Source organism: Pseudomonadota bacterium (genome assembly GCA_037200975.1).
Classification (GTDB): domain Bacteria; phylum Pseudomonadota; class Gammaproteobacteria; order Steroidobacterales; family Steroidobacteraceae; genus CADEED01.
Genome location: JBBCGI010000001.1, coordinates 1,989,684 through 2,011,554 on the forward strand (window position 1 = coordinate 1,989,684; position 21,871 = coordinate 2,011,554).

At 64.1% G+C, this 21,871-nt stretch carries 13 protein-coding genes; 10 read left to right on the forward strand and 3 right to left on the reverse strand.

The annotated features are described in order from the left end of the window. Positions 1-21 precede the first annotated feature (21 nt). Entirely contained in the window at positions 22-3,438 is a 3,417-nt protein-coding gene (locus WDO72_08825) for a HEAT repeat domain-containing protein (GenBank protein MEJ0085772.1), read from the forward strand. Next, positions 3,435-4,679 (forward strand): FAD-dependent oxidoreductase, encoded by a 1,245-nt coding sequence (locus WDO72_08830; GenBank protein ID MEJ0085773.1) that lies wholly within the window; start codon positions 3,435-3,437, stop codon positions 4,677-4,679. The genes WDO72_08825 and WDO72_08830 overlap by 4 nt, the downstream gene beginning before the upstream one ends. Before the next feature lie 122 nt (positions 4,680-4,801). Here WDO72_08830 and WDO72_08835 read toward each other — a convergent pair whose 3' ends face one another. Further along, positions 4,802-7,210 (reverse strand): TonB-dependent receptor, encoded by a 2,409-nt coding sequence (locus WDO72_08835; protein ID MEJ0085774.1) that lies wholly within the window; start codon positions 7,208-7,210, stop codon positions 4,802-4,804. 265 nt (positions 7,211-7,475) lie between these two features. Between WDO72_08835 and WDO72_08840 the strand changes: the two genes are divergently transcribed. Then, complete coding sequence (locus tag WDO72_08840) at positions 7,476-8,084, forward strand: superoxide dismutase family protein (protein ID MEJ0085775.1); 609 nt, start codon at positions 7,476-7,478, stop codon at positions 8,082-8,084. A 78-nt stretch (positions 8,085-8,162) separates the two neighbouring features. Here WDO72_08840 and WDO72_08845 read toward each other — a convergent pair whose 3' ends face one another. Continuing rightward, positions 8,163-9,815 (reverse strand): MFS transporter, encoded by a 1,653-nt coding sequence (locus tag WDO72_08845; GenBank protein ID MEJ0085776.1) that lies wholly within the window; start codon positions 9,813-9,815, stop codon positions 8,163-8,165. A gap of 243 nt (positions 9,816-10,058) precedes the next feature. On the opposite strand from WDO72_08845, the gene uvrA reads away from it, so the two are divergent. From uvrA to WDO72_08865, 4 genes are all read left to right on the forward strand, one after another. Further along, positions 10,059-15,650, forward strand: a complete 5,592-nt coding sequence (uvrA, locus tag WDO72_08850) for an excinuclease ABC subunit UvrA (protein ID MEJ0085777.1) — start codon at positions 10,059-10,061, stop codon at positions 15,648-15,650. A gap of 147 nt (positions 15,651-15,797) precedes the next feature. Then, a complete protein-coding gene (locus WDO72_08855) occupies positions 15,798-16,091 on the forward strand; it encodes a helix-turn-helix domain-containing protein (GenBank protein MEJ0085778.1) in 294 nt (97 codons plus the stop codon). Continuing rightward, positions 16,088-17,407, forward strand: coding sequence for a HipA domain-containing protein (locus WDO72_08860; GenBank protein MEJ0085779.1), 1,320 nt, complete (start codon positions 16,088-16,090; stop codon positions 17,405-17,407). The genes WDO72_08855 and WDO72_08860 overlap by 4 nt, the downstream gene beginning before the upstream one ends. 374 nt (positions 17,408-17,781) lie before the next feature. After that, positions 17,782-18,926 (forward strand): IS3 family transposase gene (locus WDO72_08865; protein MEJ0085780.1). Its coding sequence is split into 2 segments (ribosomal slippage): positions 17,782-18,049 and positions 18,049-18,926, totalling 1,146 coding nucleotides; the frame shifts between segments, so codons are not numbered across the junction. Here the strand turns inward: WDO72_08865 and WDO72_08870 are convergent. Then, entirely contained in the window at positions 18,886-20,478 is a 1,593-nt protein-coding gene (locus WDO72_08870) for an RHS repeat-associated core domain-containing protein (GenBank protein ID MEJ0085781.1), read from the reverse strand. The two genes, WDO72_08865 and WDO72_08870, sit on opposite strands and share 41 nt — an antisense overlap. Between WDO72_08870 and WDO72_08875 the strand changes: the two genes are divergently transcribed. The 3 genes from WDO72_08875 (at position 20,478) to WDO72_08885 (ending at position 21,869) form a co-directional block, all read left to right on the forward strand. Next, entirely contained in the window at positions 20,478-21,158 is a 681-nt protein-coding gene (locus WDO72_08875) for an energy transducer TonB (GenBank protein ID MEJ0085782.1), read from the forward strand. The genes WDO72_08870 and WDO72_08875 overlap by 1 nt on opposite strands. Positions 21,159-21,332: 174 nt before the next feature. Beyond that, complete coding sequence (locus WDO72_08880) at positions 21,333-21,512, forward strand: hypothetical protein (protein ID MEJ0085783.1); 180 nt, start codon at positions 21,333-21,335, stop codon at positions 21,510-21,512. A 54-nt stretch (positions 21,513-21,566) separates the two neighbouring features. After that, positions 21,567-21,869 carry a hypothetical protein gene (locus WDO72_08885; protein ID MEJ0085784.1) on the forward strand — a complete coding sequence of 101 codons (303 nt, stop codon included), beginning with the start codon at positions 21,567-21,569 and terminating at the stop codon, positions 21,867-21,869. Positions 21,870-21,871: the final 2 nt, after the last annotated feature.

Consider the following 21,871-nt stretch of genomic DNA (forward strand, 5'->3'; position numbering starts at 1 on the left):
TTCCAAAACAATCGGGATCCCATGAAACCTTCCGTTCTGATCTCCCGTCTCGCGGTGTTCTTCATTGCCGGCATTTCGACGGTTTCCTCGCAGACGCTCGAACTCGACAAAGCCGAACGCCTGCCGACGCCGGTGATGGATCCGGCCTCCGACGATGCGACGCTCGCACTCAAGCGCTTCTCGCTACCGGCCGGCTTCCAGGCGAAATTGTGGGCCGCCGAACCGATGCTCGCAAATCCCGTAGCCATCGACTTCGACGAGAAGGGCCGGCTGTTCGTGTCCGAGACCTATCGTTACCGCACCAGCGTGCTCGACATCCGCGACTACATGGGCATGCTCGAGCTCGACATGGCCTCGCGCTCCATCGAAGACCGCGCGGCCCTGCATCGCAAGGTGTTCGGCGATCAGGCCAAGGAATTCTCGATCGAAGGCGAGGTGGTCCGGCTGGTCGAAGACACCGATCACGACGGCGTTGCGGACAAGTCCAGCGTTTATGCCGATGGTTTCAACAGCGAGCTCGACGGCATCGCCTCGGGCGTGTTGGCGCGTCATGGCCAGGTCTGGTTCACCAACATCCCGAGCCTGTGGCTGCTGGAAGGTGAAGCAGGCGCGGTGAAGAAGACCGAGCTGCTGCGCGGTTTCGGCGTGCGTTACAACTTCACCGGCCACGATTTCCACGGCCTCGCGATGGGCCACGACGGCAAGATCTATTACTCGATCGGCGATCGCGGCACCCACGTGAAGGGCAAGGAAGGCCAGCTCGTCGACTACCCGGATGAAGGCGCGGTGTTCCGCTCCAATCCGGACGGCACGGAGTTCGAGATGTTCGCGCACGGCCTGCGCAATCCGCAGGAACTGGTGTTCGACGAACACGGCAATCTGTTCACCGGCGACAACGACAGCGACCAGGGCGACCAGGAACGCCTCGTGTACCTCGTCGAAGGCGGCGACAACGGCTGGCGCATCGGTTACCAGCACGCGCCGCTCGGCAAGGGCGGCCCGTGGATGCGCGAAGGATTGTGGAAGCCGCGTTTTCCAGAGCGGCCTGCCTATCTACTTCCACCGGTGTGCAACATCGAGGATGGGCCGTCAGGTCTCACGTATTACCCGGGCACGGGGCTTTCGCCCGAATACGCCGGGCATTTCTTCATCACGCATTTCAAGGGCAGCATCGCGCGCAGCGGCATCCAGACGTACACCGTCAAGCAGAACGGCGCGACGTTCTCGCCCACCAGCAGCGAACAGTTCATGGGCGGCGTGTTGCCGACCGACGTGACGTTCGGGCCGGATGGCGTGCTCTATCTATCCGACTGGGTGGACGGCTGGCCGAAGTCGCATAAGGGGCGCATCTACGGCATCACGCCGGTGAAGCAGGACGCGGCGCGGGCGCAGGCCAGCGCCGACCTTGCCAAACTACTGGCCGCGGGCTTCAAGAACACGGACACGAAAGCGCTCGTCGCCCTGCTTTCGCACGCGGACCGCCGCGCGCGCCTCGAGGCGCAGCTCGAGCTGGCGTCGCGCGGTGACGGCAGCGCGAAGGCGTTCACTCCCGTGGCGGCCAACAAGAGCGCCAATCCGCTCGCGCGTCTGCACGCGGTGTGGGGGCTCACGCAGCTGGGCCGCAAGGGGTCCAAGGTCGCGCCGCTGTTCGTGCAGTTGCTGACCGATGCCGATCCGGAGGTGCGCGCGCAAGCCGCCAAGGGACTGGGCGACATCAAGGCGGCGGCGGCACAGGCCGTCTTGGTGAAGTCACTGAACGACGCCGCGCCGCGTGTACAGTTCTTCGCGGCACAGTCGCTGGGCAAGCTCAAGGACGCGAAGTCCACGCCCGCCTTGCTCGCGCTGCTCAAGGCGAACGACAACAAGGATGCGTACCTGCGATTCGCGGCGGCGCATGCGTTGGCTTCCATCGGCAAGAACGCCGCACTCGACGCGGCCGCGAAAAATTCTTCCGGCGCGGTTCGCCTGGGCGTGGTGCTCGCTTACCGCGAGCTCAAAGACCCGGCCCTGGGCGGATTTCTCGACGACGCCGATGCCTACATCGCGCGTGAAGCGGCCGAGGCGATCAACGACGTGCCGGTCGAAGCCGCGTACGGCGCGCTGGCCGGCCGGCTCGCCAATGCGCCGGCAAAAGACGAGGCGTACGTCGAACGCGCGATCAACGCGAACTACCGACTGGGTGGCGCGGGCAACGCGAAGGCGCTGGCCGATTACGCGCTGCGCGACAGCGCCACGCCCGGCATGCGCGCCGAGGCGTTGTTGCAGCTCGGCCTGTGGGCCGAGGTGCCGCAGCGCGACCGTATCGTCGGCATCTTCCGGCCGCTCGCCAAGCGCGATGGCGCCGCGGCCGCGAACGCGGTCGCCGCGATCGCGCCGAAGTTGTTAGGCGGCGCGCCCGAGGCCGTGCAGCTGGCGACGCTCGAAGCCATCGGCACGCTGCGGTTGCGGGCGGCGGCACCCACGCTGGTGGCGGCCGTGGGCAACGAGAAGGCGCCGGAGGCGGTGCGTGCCGGCGCGCTGCGGGCGCTCGACGCGTTCGGCGGCGACGACGTCCTGCCCGCGATCGACGCCGCGCAGAAATCCAGCGTGGCCACGCTGCGCCTGGCGGCCATGCAGATCGTTGCGCATCGCTCGCCCGAGCGCGCATTGCCCATGGTTCGCAAGCTCGCGGCCACCGGTTCCGAGGCCGAGCAACAGGCCGCGTTCCTGTCGATGGCGCAGCTGAAGGGCGCCGAAGCGGCGAAGCTGATGGTGAGCTCCATCGATCAGCTCGCGGCCGGCAAGGTCAAGGCGGGCGCGCAGGTGGAATTGATCGAGGCGGTCGAGAAGAGCGACGACCCGGCGGTGAAGGCACGCTGGGAGAAGCAGAAGGCTTCGTGGGCTGGCGCCAGCAACGCGCTGGCTTCGTATGGGTTCGCACTGGCGGGCGGCGATTCGCGGCGCGGCGCGCAGGAATTCTTCGGCAACGCGGTGTTGCCTTGCGCGCGTTGTCACAAGGTGGCAGGCGAAGGTGGTGAGGCGGGGCCCGACCTGTCGCGTATCGGCGCGCAGCATCCGGTCGAATATCTGCTCGAGGCGGTGATCAAACCGAACGCGCACATCGCCGCGGGGTTCGACGTGGTCACACTCACGCTCGCGAATGGCGAGACCGCGACCGGCACGCTGGTGAGCGATTCGGCCACCGAAGTCGTGCTCAAGCAGGCGGACGGGTCGCAGGTGACGGTCGATGCGAAGCAGGTGAAACAGCGCGTCGCAGCGCCGTCGTCGATGCCGGAGATCTACGGGCAGATACTGACGCGAGCGCAGCTGCGCGACGTGGTCGCGTTCCTGCGGGCGCTCGATGGCAGCCGCGGGCCGGGGCCGGAAGCGGCGTTCGGCACGAGCAATCGCGCGATGCAGTCGGCGGTCACAGAAGGCGCCGCGGGGGGCCATCCTTGAAGGTCACGCGCCGCGGTGTGATCACTTCGGCGCTGGCCGCGGGCGTCGCCAGCGGCGTGCGCGGCGAGGGGAAGAAAATGGCGGGTACGAAATCCTGGGATTCGATCGTGATCGGCGCGGGCGTGTTCGGCGCGTGGACGGCCTGGCATCTGCGCAAGGCCGGGCAGCGCGTGTTGCTGCTCGATGCATTCGGCGCCGCGCATGCGCGCGCGTCGTCGGGCGGCGAGTCGCGGCTCACGCGCGGGTCGTACGGGGCGGACGAGATCTACACGCGCTTCGCGTTCGACTCGCTGCCGCAGTGGAAATGGCTGTCGGATCTTTCCGGGCTGCCGATCCTGCATCAGATCGGCGTGTTGTTCTTTTTCCAGCAGCGCGAGGCGTATGTCGACCAGTCGCTCGAGGTGCATCGGCGGCTGAAGCTGCCGACGCTGGAGCTCGATCGCGCCGCGCTCGAGGCGCGGTATCCGCAGGTTGCATGGAAGGACATCGAAGTGGGCTTGCTGGAGCCGGAGTTCGGCGTGTTGATGGCGCGCCGCGCGGTGCAGACGCTCGTGAAGCAGTTCGTGAAGGCCGGTGGCGAGTATCGCGTCGGCGCCGTGAAGCCGCCGGATGCGTCGAAACCGTTGAGCTCGATCGCGCTCCCGGACGGGTCAACCGAGGCGGCGGCTAACTACATCTTCGCCTGCGGGCCGTGGCTGCCGAAGGTGTTCGCACACCTGCTCGGGCCGCGCATTTTCCCGACGCGCCAAGAGGTGTTCTTCTTCGGCGTGCCGGCGGGTGATGCGCGCTTCGGCGGCGGCGCCCTGCCCGGCTGGGCGGATTTCAACAACGGCGACATTTTCTACGGCATGCCCGATCTCGAAGGTCGCGGCTTCAAGGTGGCGAACGACAAACATGGCCCGCCGATCGATCCGGATCGCGGCGATCGGGTCACCTCACCCGGCTCGCTGGCCGATGCACGCGCGTATCTGGCGAAGCGTTTCCCGGCGTTGGCCGGCGCGCCTTTGAACGAAGAGCGTGTCTGCCAGTATGAAAACAGCTCGAACGGCGACTTGCTGATCGACCGGCATCCGACGGCTAACAACGTGTTGCTGGTGGGCGCGGGTTCAGGCCACGGGTTCAAGCACGGACCCGAAGTCGGGCGCTACGCGGCAGAACTGCTGACCGGAAAACTGAAGACGCCCGAACCGCGGTTCAGCCTGGGCACGAAAGCCGAACAGCAAAACCGCGCGGTCCATTAAAAGGGGACATGCCTATTTATTGATGTGACCGCGCAACGATTTTCGCCCTTGGCGCCGTCGTTTGACGAAGGGGACGCGCTGTGGAGGCGCGTCCCCTTTTGCCAGCAAGCGAGGAATGCCCCTCAGAAGTTCATGCGGAAATTCACGCCGATGGTACGTGGCGGGTTGGTCAGGTAACCCACGCGCGCGCTGCGGCCACGTTCCCGATCGATCGACGTGAACGCGCGCTCGTCCCACAGATTGTTGACGAACAAGGCGCCTTCCCAACGATCGGTCTTGATGCCCCAGCGCAGGTTGCCGATGTCGTATTCCGGCAGCAACGCCGAGAACGCGATGTCGGTGTTGGCGGGAATTCCACCGAGATCGATGAGCCGCGCGGCACCGGCGGGACGGTCCGGATCGTTGGAGATGAGGCCGAAGTTGGGTTCCTGGTCCGCGATCTGTGTGTACGAATCGCCCACGTGCTGAACGGTCAATCGCACGTAGCTTTCGAGCGCGCTGCTCAGCGCCCAGTTGTACGCCAGCGTCGCCACCGCCTGCAGTTTCGGTGAGGTCGGCAGACGGTTCCCGTCGCGGATGCCCGCGATGACCGCGCCGGCGCCATTGACCTGCGTCTCCGTGAGCTCCGCCTTCGTGTAGGTAGCCGACACGCCAAAGTCCCAGTGTTCGTCGGGATGCACGAACAGCTCCATCTCCGCGCCATTCGATTCGGCATCCGCATTGAGGATGATGCGCGACGAACAGGTGCCCGCATCCGCGACCACCTGCAGGCCGTCGATCTTGGTCCTGAAGATGGAGCCATTCAGCGTGACGCGGCCGTCGGCGAGACGCGTCTTCGCGCCCAATTCGTAGTTCAACACCTTCTCGTCGTCCCAGCCCGGATGCCCGCTGAAGGTCGCAAGATCCGAAGTGCTGCACAGACCTTCGTTCAGCGGATCGTTGATGCCGCCGAGGCGAAAGCCGCGCGACACCTGCGCGGTGAACTGCATCTGGCGGCTCGGGCTGAACGCGAGGATCACGCGCGGCGAGAAACCGTCCGAGCTGGTGGAACCGGGCTCGTTGAGAAAGATGGAAGGATCCGCGAACACACCCGCGAACGTCAGCAGGCGATCTTCCTTGAAGTCGTAGTAGCGCAGACCACCCGTCAGCGCCCACGCGGGACTGAAGCGGTAGGTAGCCTCGCCGAACAAACCGAACTGCTTGAAGTCGTACGACAGCCGCGAATAGAACGGCGTGTCGGGCGGCGCGCCGAAGTCCGCGCTGTCCGCCTCGATGAGCTCCTGCGTCAACGCATCGTATCCGGGCGTGGGCAGAGTCTGGCCGTACTTGCGGTCCACCTTCTGGTAGAACGCGCCCGCCACCCACTGGAACGGACCTTCACCCGAAGAGCCCAGGCGCAACTCCTGGCTCAATACCTGCAAATCGGTCTTGTCGATGAGTGGCGAGTTGAGGCGCGCATCGTCGGCGGTGCCGCCGAGATCGATGGTGACGCTGCCCGTGAGCTGGCTCGCGTCGCGCACCACCTCGACCTGGCGGTCCGTGTAGCTGGTCACGCTGGTCAGCCCGACATTGCCGAAGCCGAATTCGAGCTTGAGATCGGCCATCGTGAAGTCGTCGGTGAGGCCCTCGCGCAACTGCGTGATCTGCCCGCGTTTGCCGGGATCGACCGGCGTTTCCGTGGTCGTGTAGACGTTGCCGAGGATGTTGTACACGTCGATGCGCGGATAACCGTCGGTCTCGAGCTTCTGATAGACCACGCGCGGCGTGATGGTGACGTTTTCACTGGGCTCGAACCGGAACGCGATGCGTCCGCCGGTGCGCGAACCGCTGTTCACGTCCTCGCGGGTCCGGCGGTCCGGGTACTCGGAATCGATGAAACCCGGCAGTTCGCTGCGATAACCCACGACGCGCATCGCGGCGGTTTCGCCGATGGGTAGATTGACCGCGCCGCGCAGCGAGCCGCCGACTTCGCCGTCGGTGACGCTCTGCAGCGTGAAATCGAGCGAGCCGCCGGACTTGCCGATGTCGGGCTGCGCGGTGATGTAGCGGACCGTGCCCGAAGACGAACTCGCGCCGAACAACGTGCCCTGCGGGCCGCGCAGCACTTCGACACGATCGAGATCGTAGAGGTCGAGATCGGGAGTAAACAGCGCGACCGAAATCGGCGATTCATCGAGATAGATGCCGACGGATTCCTTCACCCCGGGCTGGTCGCGGATGACTTGTCCGGCGCTGATGCCGCGGATCGCAACCTGGCTCTGGCCGGGCCCGAGGTCCGTGATATAGAGGCCCGGAACGTTGCGCGCCAGCTCGACGATGTTGGTCGCGCCGGATTCCTTGATGTTCTCGTTGGTCAGGGCCGCGATCGAGAACGGCACATCCTGCAGGCTGGTGGCGCGCTTCTGCGCGGTGACGATGATCTCCTCGTTGATCTCGTCGTCAGTGGCGGTTGCCGGTGCTCCCTGCGCCATGACCCCGATCGGCAGACCTAACAGCAACGCGGCGGTGCCGCGGGCGATACCGGTTTTCATGCTTCCCACTCCTCGTTTTTTCGTGGGCACGGCGGGCATGAATGCGACCTTCCCTGACCGCGCACCACTTGTGGGCCGAAGTGTAGCGGAAAAGGCGCGGCTGACCGCCAGGCGCGCGCGGCTCGTCGCAAGCTCCGACGCGTGCACGCAACGAGTTCCGCGTTGGCGCCTGGGTAAGACATTCGCACTGCGAATGCGGACTGCACGCCGACTGACCGGCCGCGCGGCGCGGGTCAAAGTGCGCGCCCTGATACCCGGAGGACGCATGAACGCGAAGTACTTGATTCCCCTGTGTGCGGCCGCGGTGATCATCGCCGGATGCGGGTCGCGCGACGAAGCCGCCAGAACCGCCGACACGGCGGATGCGCCCGCCACCACCGCCACGCCCGCGCCTGCCGATGCGCCGCCGGCCGCGGATACACCGCCATCAGCCGGTGCTGCCGCGCAGCTCACGCCGACGAATGGGCACACGGCATCCGGCACGCTGGCACTGAGCGCCGAAGGAGATTCCGTGCGCCTGACCGGGTCTCTTCAGGGGCTGCCTCCTAACAGCGAATTCGGTTTCCACATCCACGAGAAAGGCGACTGCAGCGCACCGGACGCCAGCAGCGCGGGCGGGCACTTCAATCCGACCAATGCGCAGCACGGCAACCCGCAGGGCGCCGCGCATCACGCGGGCGACATGCTCAATGCGAAGTCGGACGCCAACGGCGCGGCGCAGGTCGACGTGGTCGCGGGCGGCGTGAGCCTCACGAGCGGCCAGCCGAACGACGTGCACGGCAAGGCTATCGTGTTGCACGAGAAGGCAGATGATTACGCGAGCCAGCCCGCGGGCAACTCGGGTGCGCGTATCGCCTGCGGCGTGATCCACTGAACCGCGCGGGCTAACTACGCGGCGCGCGTGCTGGCGGGTGCGAGGGCCGCCGCCACCCGTGTGGGCGGCAGGCCCGGATCAGGCGGGGGAATCCTTGGTCTCGCGCAGGAACAGGCCACCGATCACGATGGTGATCGCGGCGACGATGATCGGGTACCACAGGCCGTTGTAGATGTTGCCCGTGGCCGCGACGATCGCGAACACCGTGACCGGCAGGAATCCGCCGAACCAGCCATTGCCGATGTGATACGGCAGCGACATCGACGTGTAGCGGATGTGCACGGGGAACAGCTCGACGAGCCAGGCGGCGATCGGGCCGTACACCATCGTCACGTACAGGACGAGGATCGTGCACAGCAGGATGACCATCGGGTAGTTGAACGCCGCCATGTCCGCCTTCGCGGGATAACCCGCGGCGGCCAATGCTTCCTTGAGTTTCGCGGTGATTGCGTCCTGGCCTTTTTTGTAGTCGGCCGCGCTGAGCCCCTGCTCGAGCGGGAGCACCTCGATTTTTGCGTCGCCGATGTTCACCTGCGCCGGGCCGCTCGTGGCGGCAACGTTCGAGTACGACACGCCCATGCGCGCCAGCGCGCCTTTCGCGAGATCGCAACCGCTGGTGTATTTCTTCTTGCCGATCGGGTCGAACTGGAAGGCGCAATCCGCCGGGTCCGCCAGCACCATCACCGGCGAGGACTTCACCGCCGCATCCAGCGCGGGGTTCGCGAAATGCGCGATGCCCTGGAAGATGGGGAAGTACGTGAGCGCCGCCAGCAGACAACCCGTGAGGACGATCTTCTTGCGGCCGATCCGGTCGGACAACGAGCCGAACACGACGAAAAACGGCGTGGCGATGAGCAACGCCGCGGCCATCACCAGCTGCGCGCTCGTCGGCTCGACCTGCAGCGTCTTCTCGAGGAACAGCAAGGCGTAGAACTGGCCGCCGTACCAGACGACGGCCTGGCCGGCGGTGGCGCCGAATAGCGCCAATAACACGATCTTGAGATTCGACCAGCGTGCGAACGATTCGGACAGCGGTGCCTTCGACAAGGTGCCCGCGGCCTTCATCTCCTGGAAGGCCGGCGATTCCTGCAGCTGCAGGCGGATGTAGGTGGAGATCAGCAACAGCACGATCGACAGCAGGAAAGGCAGGCGCCAGCCCTGGTCTTCGAAATATCCGTCGGGCATGAACGAACGGCACGCCAGGATGACGATCAGCGAAAGGAAGAAACCCAGCGTGGCGGTGGTCTGGATCCAGCTGGTGTAAAAACCGCGCCGGCCGGGCGGCGCGTGCTCGGCGATGTACGTCGCCGCGCCGCCGTATTGGCCGCCGAGCGCGAGGCCCTGCAGCAGACGCAGCGCGATGAAGATGATCGGCGCCGCGACACCGATCGTCTCGTACGTCGGCAGGCAGCCGACGAGGGCGGTCGAGGCGCCCATGATGACGATGGTGATGAGGAAGGTGTGCTTGCGGCCGACGAGGTCGCCGAGGCGGCCGAACACCAGCGCACCGAATGGCCGTACGAAAAACCCGGCCGCGAAGGCCAGCAGCGCGAACAGGAAGGCCGTGGTGTCGTTCATCCCGGAGAAGAACTTCTTCGTGATGATCGTGACGAGCGAGCCGTAGAGGTAGAAGTCGTACCACTCGAACACCGTGCCGAGTGACGACGCGAAAATGACGCGCTTGTGGGCCGAAGAGATCGGTTGAACGCCTGCCTGCACATCCCCTGCCACGTGGACCCCCTGCTTCTTGTTGTTCCGGGATTCTAGGGTGCCGGGTGGGGAAAGTGGGGAGAAGGCGGAAAAGGGGACAGATCTATTTTCCGCTCCTTGGGTTGGTGCAGGTTCAGCGACGCGGCGAGCGGAAAATAGATCTGTCCCCTTTTCCGCCTTCTCCCCACTTTCCCCACCCGGCACCCTCCCCTTGACAGGCCCGGTACACTATTCGGTCCGCGACTACGTCCAACCCTCGACTACATGGATAAGCCCGTCACCTCCCGCAAGCCCCCGGCGAAGAAGGCGCATTCGTACGCCTGCATTTCCGTGCACGGCGCGCGCCAGAACAACCTCAAGAACCTGAGCATCGACATTCCGCTGCAGCAGCTGGTGGTGGTCACGGGTGTATCCGGGTCGGGCAAATCCTCGCTGGTGTTCGACACGCTGTACGCCGAGGGCCAGCGCCGCTACGTCGAGACGTTCTCGCCCTACGCGCGCCAGTTTCTCGATCGCATGGACAAACCCGCGGTCGACCGCATCGACGGCATCCCTCCCGCAATCGCCATCGACCAGACGAACCCGGTGCGCACCTCGCGCTCGACCGTCGGCACGATGACCGAGCTCAACGACCACCTGAAGCTGCTGTTCGCGCGCGCCGCCACGCTCCATTGCCGCAACTGCGGCAAGCCCGTGCGGCGCGACAGCGCGGAGAGCATCTACGCGGATGCCACCGCGCGCGCCGCGGCGGCCGGCGATCCGCGCGTGTACATCTGCTTTCCGATCCCGGTGCCGAAGAATTTCAAGGAAACCGAGGTGCGTGCGCTGCTCGAGCAGCAGGGCTACACACGCATCCATGAACGCAACGGCGACACGCTGGAAGTGGTGCAGGACCGTGTCCGCCTCGGCAACGCCGAACGCGCGCGCGTCATGGAGTCCATCGAAACCGCGCTGCGCGTGGGCCGCGGACGCGTGAATCTGCACGTGGTCGACGACAGCCCCTCTTCCATAGAAGAAGGGCCGAAGACGGTAGTTAGCTGGAAGTACTCCATCGAGCTGCACTGCGCGGACTGTGACCTGTCGTATCGCGACCCGGTGCCGTCGCTGTTTTCGTTCAACTCACCGGTCGGCGCCTGCGAGGCCTGCCGCGGATTCGGCCGCATCATCGGCATCGACTACGGTCTGGTGGTGCCGGACGAAACCAAGACGCTGGCCGGCGGCGCCGTCAAACCCTGGCAGACGAAGTCCTATAAAGAGTGCCAGGACGACCTGGTCAAGTTCGCCACCAAGCGCGACATCCCGCTCGATACGCCCTGGTACGCGCTGACGGACGCCCAACGCAAGTGGGTCATCGAAGGCGAAGGCAAGTGGGAAAAGAAAGTCTGGTACGGGGCCAAGCGTTTTTTCGAGTGGCTCGAGACGAAGGCCTACAAAATGCACGTGCGCGTGTTGTTGTCGCGGTACCGCGCGTACACGCCCTGCAACGTCTGCCACGGCTCGCGGCTCAAGCCCGATGCGTTGCTGTGGCGCATCGAGGGCCGCAACGTGCACGACCTCGTGTTGCTGTCGCTCGACAAATCGCGCGCCTTCTTCGATGCGCTGCGGCTGCCGCCGCCGCTCGACGAAGCCGCGGACCTGTTGTTAGGCGAAGTGCGCTCGCGGTTTTCGTACCTGTGCGAGGTCGGGCTCGGGTATCTCACGCTGGATCGGCAGTCGCGCACCTTGTCCGGCGGCGAGGTCCAGCGCATCAATCTGACTACCGCGCTGGGCACATCGCTGGTGAACACGCTGTTCGTGCTGGATGAGCCGTCCATCGGCCTGCATCCGCGCGACATGCAGCGCGTCACGCAGGTGATGCACCGCCTGCGCGACGCGGGCAATTCGCTCGTAGTGGTGGAACACGACCCGCAGATCATGCTGGCGGCGGACCGGTTGCTGGACATGGGCCCGGGCGCGGGCGAACGCGGCGGCGAGATCGTCGCGTTCGACACGCCGGCGGCGATTCGCGCCAACCCGCGCTCGCTCACGGGTCAGTATCTCTCGGGCGCGAAGATCGTCGCGCCGCGCGCCGTGCAGCCGAAGGTGCCGGACAACGAGCCGCGTGCGCGCATGGTGCCGGCGCAGAAGGCCGTCAAGCTCACCGGCGTTCGCGAACACAACCTCAAGAACATCACGGTGGAATTTCCGCTGCGCCGCCTGGTGTGTATCACCGGCGTGTCGGGTTCGGGCAAGTCCACGCTCATCGAAGACGTGTTGTACAAGGCGCTGCGCAAGGCCAAGGGCCAGCCCAGCGAGGCGCCGGGCGAATTCGATCGTCTCGATGGCGCGGAACTGGTCGACGACGTGGTGATGATCGACCAGAGCTCGATCGGCCGAACTACCCGCTCGAACCCGGCGAGTTATGTCGGCGCGTTCGATGTGGTGCGCGAGTTGTTTGCCAGCGAGCCGGTGGCGAAGGCGCGCAAGTACACGCCCGGCACGTTCAGCTTCAATTCGGGCACGGGGCGTTGCCCGACGTGTACCGGCAACGGCTTCGAACACGTCGAGATGCAGTTCCTGTCCGACGTCTATCTACGCTGCCCGGATTGCGACGGCCGGCGGTATCGCGCCGAGACGCTCGAGATCAAGCGCGAGGGCGCGGACGGCACGCGCAAGAGCATTGCCGACGTGCTGGACATGACCGTCACGCAGGCGCTGGCGTTTTTCCGCGGCAATTCCAGCGTCGCCGTGCGGCTGCAGCCGCTGGTGGACGTGGGCCTCGAGTACGTGAAGCTGGGCCAGCCCGTGCCGACCTTGTCCGGCGGCGAGGCGCAGCGGTTGAAACTGGCGGGGCATCTGGCGGAAGCCGCGGCCGACGATACGCCGTCGATCCGCGGCAAGCTGTTCCTGTTCGACGAACCGACCACCGGCCTGCACTTCGACGACGTGGCCAAACTACTGCGCGCGTTCCGCAAGCTGCTCAAGATCGGGCATTCGCTGCTGGTGATCGAACACAACCTCGACGTGATCCGCTCGGCCGACTGGCTGATCGACCTCGGGCCGGAAGGCGGCGATGCGGGCGGCCAGCTGGTCGTTGCCGGCACACCGGCGCAGGTCGAAGCCCACGCCGCCTCGCATACCGGCAAGGCGCTGCGGGACTACGAGCTGGCGGTGGGGCAAGCGGTGCCGGGAAGGGGTTTCCGGGGTTCGGAACCGTCGGCACTGAAAGTTGCGGAGCCCCCGCCCGAACCCCGGAAACCCCTTCCCGGCACCGCTTCCATCGTCGTCCACAACGCGCGCGAACATAACTTGCGCAACATTGACGTCGAGATACCGCGCGAGGCGTTCACGGTCATCACGGGTGTTTCCGGCTCGGGGAAATCCACGCTGGCGTTCGACATCATCTTCAATGAGGGCCAAAGGAGGTACCTCGAATCGCTGAACGCCTATGCGCGCCAGTTCGTGCAGCCGTCCGCGCGCCCCGACGTCGACGCCATCTACGGCATCCCGCCCACCGTCGCGATCGAGCAGCGCACCAGCCGCGGCGGCCGCAAGAGCACGGTCGCCACGCTCACCGAGATCTATCATTTCCTGCGCCTGCTGTACGTGAAGCTCGGCACGCAGTTCTGCCCCACCTGCGATGTCGCCATCGAGCCGCAGACGGCGAAGTCCATCGCCGAACGCCTGCTGAAACATCACAAGGGCGGCCGCATTTTGTTGTTAGCCCCGCTGGTGGTGGCGCGCAAGGGTTACTACACCGAGCTCGCCAAGTGGGCCCACGCCCGCGGCCACAAAAACCTGCGCGTCGACGGCGAGATGATCCCCACCGTCCAGTGGCCGCGGCTCAACCGTTTCAAGGAACACACGATCGAGCTGCCGATCAACCAGATCAACGTGCAGGGCGACAGCGCCGACCTGCTCGAGCGCAACGTCATCCGCGGGCTCGAACTCGGCAAGGGCCTGCTGCACGCGCTCGATCTCGAGTCCACAGCGAAGAAACCCAAAGTGCAGGTGTTCAGCATCAAGCGCGCCTGCCCGTCCTGCGGCACGAGTTTCGCCGAGCTCGATCCGCGGCTGTTCTCGTTCAATTCCAAACACGGCTGGTGCGAGGGTTGCTTCGGCACCGGCCTCGAGCTCGAGGGCTTCGACGCAGAGCAAAGCGGCGAGGAAAACGCCTGGGCCGACTCCGCCGAAGGCGAAGCGCACACCTGCGAAACCTGCCGCGGCCAGCGCCTGAACCAGATCGCGCTGCACGTGAGGTTCCGTGACTTCAACATCGCCGACCTCACGCACCTGGGCGTGGACGAGACCGTCGCGTTCGTCGCCAAACTGCGCCTCAACAAGCGCGAAACCGAGATCGCGCGCGACCTCATGGCCGAGATCAAGTCGCGCATGGCGTTCCTGCAGCGCGTAGGACTTGGCTATCTACCGCTCGACCGCGCCGCGCCGACACTGTCGGGCGGCGAGGCGCAACGCATCCGTCTCGCCGCGCAGCTCGGTTCGAACCTGCAGGGCGTCTGTTACGTGCTCGACGAGCCCACCATCGGCCTGCACCCGCGCGACAACAAGGTGCTGCTCGACGCGTTGGCCGAGCTCGCGAAGAACCGCAACACGCTCGTGGTCGTCGAACACGACGAGGACACGATCCGCCGCGCCGATCACGTCATCGATCTCGGCCCCGGCGCCGGCGTGCGCGGCGGCCTGGTAGTCGCGGCCGGCACGGTCGAGCAGCTCAAGAAGAATCCGGACTCCATCACCGGCCGGTTCCTCAAGAATCCGCTGCAGCATTCCGCCGCGCCGCGCCGCGCCACCAACGCGCGTTCGCCCCATCTTCGACTCGACAAGATCGAGCTGCACAACGTGCACAAGGAAGACATCGGCGTGCCGCTCGGGCGGCTGGTCGTCGTGACGGGTGTGTCCGGGTCGGGCAAGTCCACGGTCGCGCGCGACGTGTTGTACACCAACCTCAAGCGCCTCACGACCAAGCTGCCGCGCGGCGCCAAACTACCCGAGCTGACCGGGCTCGCGCAGGTGCGCGGCGCAGAGCTCATCGACCGCGTGCTCGAAGTCGACCAGACGCCGATCGGCAAGACGCCGCGCTCCTGCCCCGCGACCTACATCGGGTTCTGGGACGACATCCGCCGCATCTATGCCAACACCACCGAGGCGAAGATCGCGGGCTACGGCATCAGCCGTTTCTCCTTCAACACCGGCGAAGGACGCTGCCCCGCCTGCGAAGGCCAGGGCATGCAGACGATCGAGATGAACTTCCTGCCCGACGTGAAAGTGTTGTGCGACTCGTGCCGCGGCCGGCGCTTCAACAGCGAGACGCTTTCCATCCTGTGGCGCGGAAAGTCCGTGGGCGACCTGCTGTCGATGAACATCGACGACGCGGTGGAGTTCTTCACCGCGCATCCTTCCATTCACCACGCACTGCGGCTGTTGCAGGATGTCGGGCTCGGTTATCTCACGCTCGGCCAGCCGAGCCCGACGCTGTCGGGTGGCGAGGCACAACGTATCAAACTAGTGACCGAGCTCGCGAAAGTGCGAGGCGAGGAACGGCGCGCGCCACGCCAGCGACTGCAGCACACCTTGTACGTGCTCGATGAACCCACCGTGGGCCTGCACATGGCGGACGTCGAGAAGCTGATTCATGTGCTGCATCGGCTGGTCGATGCGGGCAACTCGGTCGTGGTGGTCGAGCACAATCTCGATGTGATGGCCGAGGCCGACTGGATCATCGACATGGGACCCGAGGCCGGCAATGGCGGCGGCAAGATCGTGGCCGCGGGTCCGCCGTCGGCGGTCGTCGCGAAGGCCGCGCAGTCGCATACCGGGGAAGTGCTCAGGGAATTTCTGCGCGACCGGCGCGCGTAGCGCGCGCGCCGGCTGCTGTCCCGGCGGCCAGCGGCATGCATAAGAATGTCGGGGTGTTTCGGAATAACAGAAATTTCCTTGACAACACCTGGTCGCCCCGGCAATATTTCCGTTATTCCGAAATAACGTAGTGACTCACCACCTCCCATGAGCAGTTTCCAGTATTCCGAAACAGGCGTCGACTCATTGAAGACACTAGGCAGTCTCATTCGCGCTCAACGTCGCGAGAGCAGCCTGCGCATCGACGATGCGGCGGCGCTGTGCGGCGTCTCGGTCGATCTGCTGTCGAGACTTGAAAACGGCAGTTCCGGAGTGAGTACCGGCCGGGTGCTCAAAGTGCTCGATGGCCTCGGCCTCGCGATGATCGTCGTCGACAAATCGAAGTTGCGCCGGGCGGTCGCCGCCGCCAACTCGCCTGATCCCCGCTCAACTGATCGATGAGCACGCACGCACTCGGCGTGTTCGACGGGGCCGCGCGCGTGGGCGCCGTGGAATACGAATCGCTGGAGGAGCAATTCTCGTTCACCTACGACGCGCGCTGGCCGGCGTCACCATCTTCCTATTCGATCTCACCGCACATCCTGATGCAGGGCCCGCCCGCGGCCACGGGCACCGTGCGACGCTTTCTCGAGAACCTGCTGCCGGAAGGCCGCGCGCTCGACATCGTGTCGACGACGCACCAGGTCTCGAAGAACAACATCTACGGACTCGTGCGCGCACTCGGGCAGGAAACCGCCGGTGCGTTGTCGTTTCTCGACGGCGACACGACTCCGCAAATGCAAACTTCATCGCGCCGGGAAGTCAGCCGCGAAGAACTCAAGCGGCGGATCGACGACCGCGCGCACGTGCCATTCGCCGTGTGGGACGGTCGCGTGCGGATGTCCATCGCCGGTTATCAGGACAAACTAGCGATTTATCGCGAGGACGAACACCTCTATCTAGTCGAGGGTGAGCTCGCCTCGACCCATATTCTCAAGCCCGAGCCGCCCGCGGAGGCTCGCTTGCCGATGCTCGTGGCAAACGAGCATTTCTGCATGAGCCTCGCGGCCCGCCTCGGGCTGCCGGTGGCGCCGCTGTCTATCCTGAGGTTGCCGAATCCCGTGTTGGTGGTGGAGCGGTTCGATCGCATACCGGAACACGGCCGTGTGCGGCGACTGCACATGATCGACGGCTGCCAGGCGCTCAATCTGCCCGTGTCCTACAAGTACGAACGCAATTTCGGTTCCGGCAGGGACGTGCGCGAGATCCGTGATGGCGTGAGTTTCGAGCGCCTGTTCTCGGTGTCCGACTACACCGTGCGCAAGGCGCTGACCCGGCAGTTGCTGCTGCGCTGGGCGTTGTTCAACTATCTAGTGGGGAATGTCGATGCACATGGCAAGAACGTCTCGTTCTTCTGCCGCGCCGATGGGCTTGCGCTCGCGCCGTTCTATGACCTGGTCAGTGTGGTGCAGTACGAGGGATTGGTGCACGAGCTGGCCATGGCATATGGAGATGAGTTCCTGCTGCCGGACGTGGGCGCCTATGGGTGGGCCGATTTCGCGCACCGCACGGCGACGCCGCGCGCTGTGCTGGCGCGCGAGATGCGGCGCATGGGCGCTGCGGCAGCGGCGGCGGCAGCGGCGCAGGCCATTGATGCGGTGTACGCGGGAGAGGAGAACGAGTTCGTGCGACGAATCAGCGCATTCGTGGGCGAACAGGCGAAGAAGCTGATCGGCATGGCCGGGCCGATGACGAAAGTCGATGCCACGTTGTTGTGATCCCGCAAGCAAAGAGCATGGTCGTCCACCACGTCCACGCGGGCGCTTTGGTTCCCGCCCAGTACTCATCGTGGTCAGGAGCTTCCAGGAGACCTCGACAGCGTATGCTAACTAACTTTTGATTGAGTGCGGCAATCGAATCTGCAATCGCTGAATGCGCTGGTTTCTCGATCTTTGTGCGTCGGTCCGCCGCCACAGGCTCACTTTTCTGGCTTGGCCGTGCCTGGTTTGAACCCATCCAGAATCTTCTCCTCTGCATCCCAATCGCGTCGGCCTTCTGGGTTCTTAGAGGTGGCCCCGGTTAGTGAGACAGCGGGATAAGTGGAAAGCCGGCCTGACTCGGGCGAGGATATCGCTCCACAGGACGGAAGACCATGACACGACGATCACGACGCAATCACTCAGCTGCCTTCAAGGCCAAAGTTGCTCTAGCAGCTCTTAAAGAGACGGAGACGCTAGCGCAGCTAGCGGAACGCTTCGATCTGCACCCGAACCAGATCACGCAGTGGAAGATGCAGTTGTTAGAGCGAGCGGGAGATGTCTTCTCCGGCGGAGCTCCGCGCTCGGGAGAACCGGCAGCGGTGGACATCAAGGAGCTGCACGCCAAGATCGGGCAGCTTGCGCTGGAGAATGATTTTTTATCCGGCGCGCTCGGACGAGTTCCAGGCTCGAGCGCAAAGCGATGATCGAACGCGAACACGACTTGAGCCTGACGCGCCAGGCGCAACTACTCGATTTATCGCGCGCCTCGCTGTACTACGAACCCGTGCCGACGTCGGAAGAAGATCTGGATCTCATGCGCCGGATCGACGAACTGCACACCGAGCTTCCGTTCCTGGGCAGCCGGATGCTGCAGGACCAGCTGGGCCATCAAGGCTTGCGCGTGGGTCGCAGACACGTGGCGACGCTGATGCGCAAGATGGGCATCGAAGCCATTTATCGCCGCAAGAACACTTCCAAGCGCCATCCTGGGCACGCTATCTACCCCTACCTGCTTCGTGGGCTGGTCATTGATCGGCCGAACCAGGTGTGGGCAGCCGACATCACCTACATCCCGATGGCGCGTGGCTTTGTGTACCTGTTCGCGGTGATGGACTGGGCGACGCGCCGGGTGCTCGGCTGGCGCATCTCCAACAGCTTGAGCGCGGAGTTCTGCATCGAAGCGGTGGAAGAAGCCATCGCGAACTTCGGGACGCCGGAGATCTTTAATACGGATCAGGGGTCGCAGTTCACCGGTAGTGCCTTCATCGGCATGCTCACTCGCCATCGCATCAGGATCAGCATGGATGGCCGCGGTTGCTGGCGCGACAACGTGTTCGTCGAGCGGTTGTGGCGGTCGGTGAAATACGAAGAGGTCTATCTACACGCCTACGAAGGCGTCTCGGCGGCCAGGGCTGGCATCGGCAGGTACTTCATGTTCTACAACTCGCGCCGCACACACACGGCGCTTGACCGGAAAACGCCCGATCACGTCTACTTCAAATCGCTTGCATCTCTGCCCCTCGCGGCGGCAGCTTAACCACCGCCGGCTCCCACTTATCCCGGCCGCGAAAACTGTCTAGAAAAAAAAGCGGGACCACCTCTGAGATCGCGGCACCGATAATGCACCATGGGCACTGACCCGTAGGATCCGTTTTGTTAAGCGGATCACCGCCCACATACGCATATAGGTTTAAGTCGTCCTGATACCCGATGGGGTCCGTCTGCAGGAACCTTCCAAGCCTCGGCGAATAGAAACGCGCCTTGTAGTGAAACAAACCCAACTCTCGTATCCACGCCTGGCCCGTGAACCCGAATCGCCCCACATTCGAAGCGGCGGGAATCCCATAGCTGTCGTATCTGAGCCGATGCTGAACCGATCCAGAGCCGTCGGTGATGGCGATGACGCTTCCCTGATGGTCGGCGAGCGGGTACTGACGTTGAGCTCCACCCACTGCGCTGCCGTTGTATTGAACCCAAGGTTCGTCGACCTGGTCTCCATGAACATAGCGCCGAACCATCGTGTCATTGACGTATTCACCAACAAGCGCATCTCCGTCATACAGGAATTGTGTGCTCGTCCCGCCGCTGGTGATTTGCGACAGCTTGCCGAGCGGCGTCCAGCTCAGCGTCGCACTGGTGCTGACCCCCTCGAGTGTGCCGCTCGCGCCGATCAGCCGGTTCTCGATGTCGTACGAGTACACCAGATCGCCGTCATTCGTCAGGTTGCCGTTGGTGTCGTGGGAAATCGCGGTGCCGGCAATAGCGGCGTACTGATTCAGCCTGTTAGGCACGTAGGTTCCGGTGCGATTGGCAGCCTCGGTGTAGTTGTACTGCGCATTCGCCTGGATGAGCTGGGTGACTTGACCGGCGGGGTTGTATGAAAAGAAATTCTCCAGGTCGTCAGCGGTGCCCAACACATCCTGCGTGAAGCTGTCGAGCCTCTGGGCGTTGTCGCGTGCGTAGCCGGTAATGGCGCCGCCCGCCCGCGTCAGGTTCGCACGCGTGCCGTCCGCACCGTATCCGACGGTAAGCAATGACGTGGTCGCCGATGCCGGTGTTGCGGTGTTCGATTCGCCAACACCGATAACGCGATCCAGACCGTCGAACGCATATGCGTAGAAATATCCATCCGGGTAGGTAATGCGCGTGCGGTTTGCATCTTCGTCATAACGATAGAAAAGCTTACGAGCAGTGCCTCCGACGTCGTTGCTCTGCGTCTCGAGCAAACCAAAGCCGTTGTAGATGTTTGATTCTCCCTGACCGCTCTCACTACCGAATCGCGCATACAACAACAGCCCGCGCAAGTCGTAGTCGAAGTACACATCGGGCGAACTCGTGTTGTCCGATAGATCCTTGACGATGGGGCGATTGTTGCCGTCGAGCGTATACGTAATGGTTCTACCGTCGCGTTTTCGCTCGGATTTCAACGCACCATTCTTTTCGTACTTGAGCTCGACGAAAAAGGCATTTTGTGACAGCTGCCGCGACGAACTTTCGAGCGCGGGAACGCAACGTGGCGTCGGGCGCTCGCGTTGCTGAATTCTTGGAGTACTATTTCCCCAGACCGTGCTGTCGAACGCTGATCGCAATGAAAAACTCCGTCGACGCCATGCCTGTAAAGTACAAATTCGTCGTTGAGACGGGGAAATCGGCGCCTGCCGACATAATCACGTCGGCCGAATCGGGCGTGTCGGGAGCGGCACACGTCTGGCGTGGGCGTAAGTTTTCCCGAGCGCTTACTTTTCTTATTGTGGGCGCCATCCACGTAATCATCTGGCATGTGTTCGCACACATGTCCATCCGGCAATTGGTGGCGCAGCAGCGGGTCGATCCCATTGAGGCGCGCTTCTTCGATTTGCCCGCGGTTTCCGTGCCGATCAAGGAACCTGCGATCGTGGCGTCAGAGATCGAATTTTCGATTTCCGCTCCTTTGCCGATTTCGATCGAGGATCCTTCCGGCATTCACAGCCTTGAACTGCCCCATCTCGACTCAACTGGCATGCCGGAACTCGCCTCCTACTCCGCGCGCGCCGACTTGCCGCCTGGCCAGATCGCTACCGTCGTAGTGGTGGTGGAGAAAGCTGACGATGGCAACGTCATTTCGGCGGAGGTAGTGCGCAGTACTGGGAACGACTCCACCAATGAAGCGGCTAAGAGCTACGCGCGCGACACGAAGTGGATCCCGGGAATGGTATTGGGCGTGCCCCGTGCGATGAAAGCGAGCCTCACAGTGATTCTGGGGTCTACCGAGAGGCTGGTTACCCGCTAATACGCATAGACAAGAGCCACTGAATTCCTCGGTGGGCGGACGCGCCACTCCGTTCCGATCGACTTCGCGATTACAAAGAAGCCGCACGCCTGCAACTTCGAAGATCCACCGCTCTGCTAAACGACCTTACACAAGTTCCATTCGTCGCGTGGGACAGATTGTTTACGGATATCCATGGCCGGCTGTCAGCGCAAAATTGCGGTCTACCGGGAGAGTGAGCGACTCTATCTAGTTGAGCATGAGCTTGTCTCCATCCTCATCCTCAAGCCCGATCCGCCCGGGGCTGCAAGTGGCGCCGGTGGCAATCCTGAGATTGCCGAGCCAATGATGAAAATCGATGCCGCGTTGCCGTGAGCGCGCGCGGCCAATTGTGGCGCTCGGCAAAGCGATTCGCTAACGTTGCGTCCCATGGCTCACGGGCTTCTCTGCTGGAAATGCGGCGCATCGCTCGAAGCGCTGTCGCTGCCGTTGCGGCGGCTCGATGAATGCAAGGTCTGCCATTCGGAGCTGCACGTCTGCAAGCTGTGCGTGGAGTACGACACGCGCGTCGCGAAGCATTGCCGCGAACCCACCGCCGAAGAAGTGCGCGACAAGACGCAGGCGAACTTCTGCGATCACTTCAAACCGAAGGTGGGTGCGTATGTGGCGCCCAACACCGCGGAAGTCGACGCATCGAAGGCCGCGCTCGAGGCGTTGTTCGGCAAGAAGTAAGC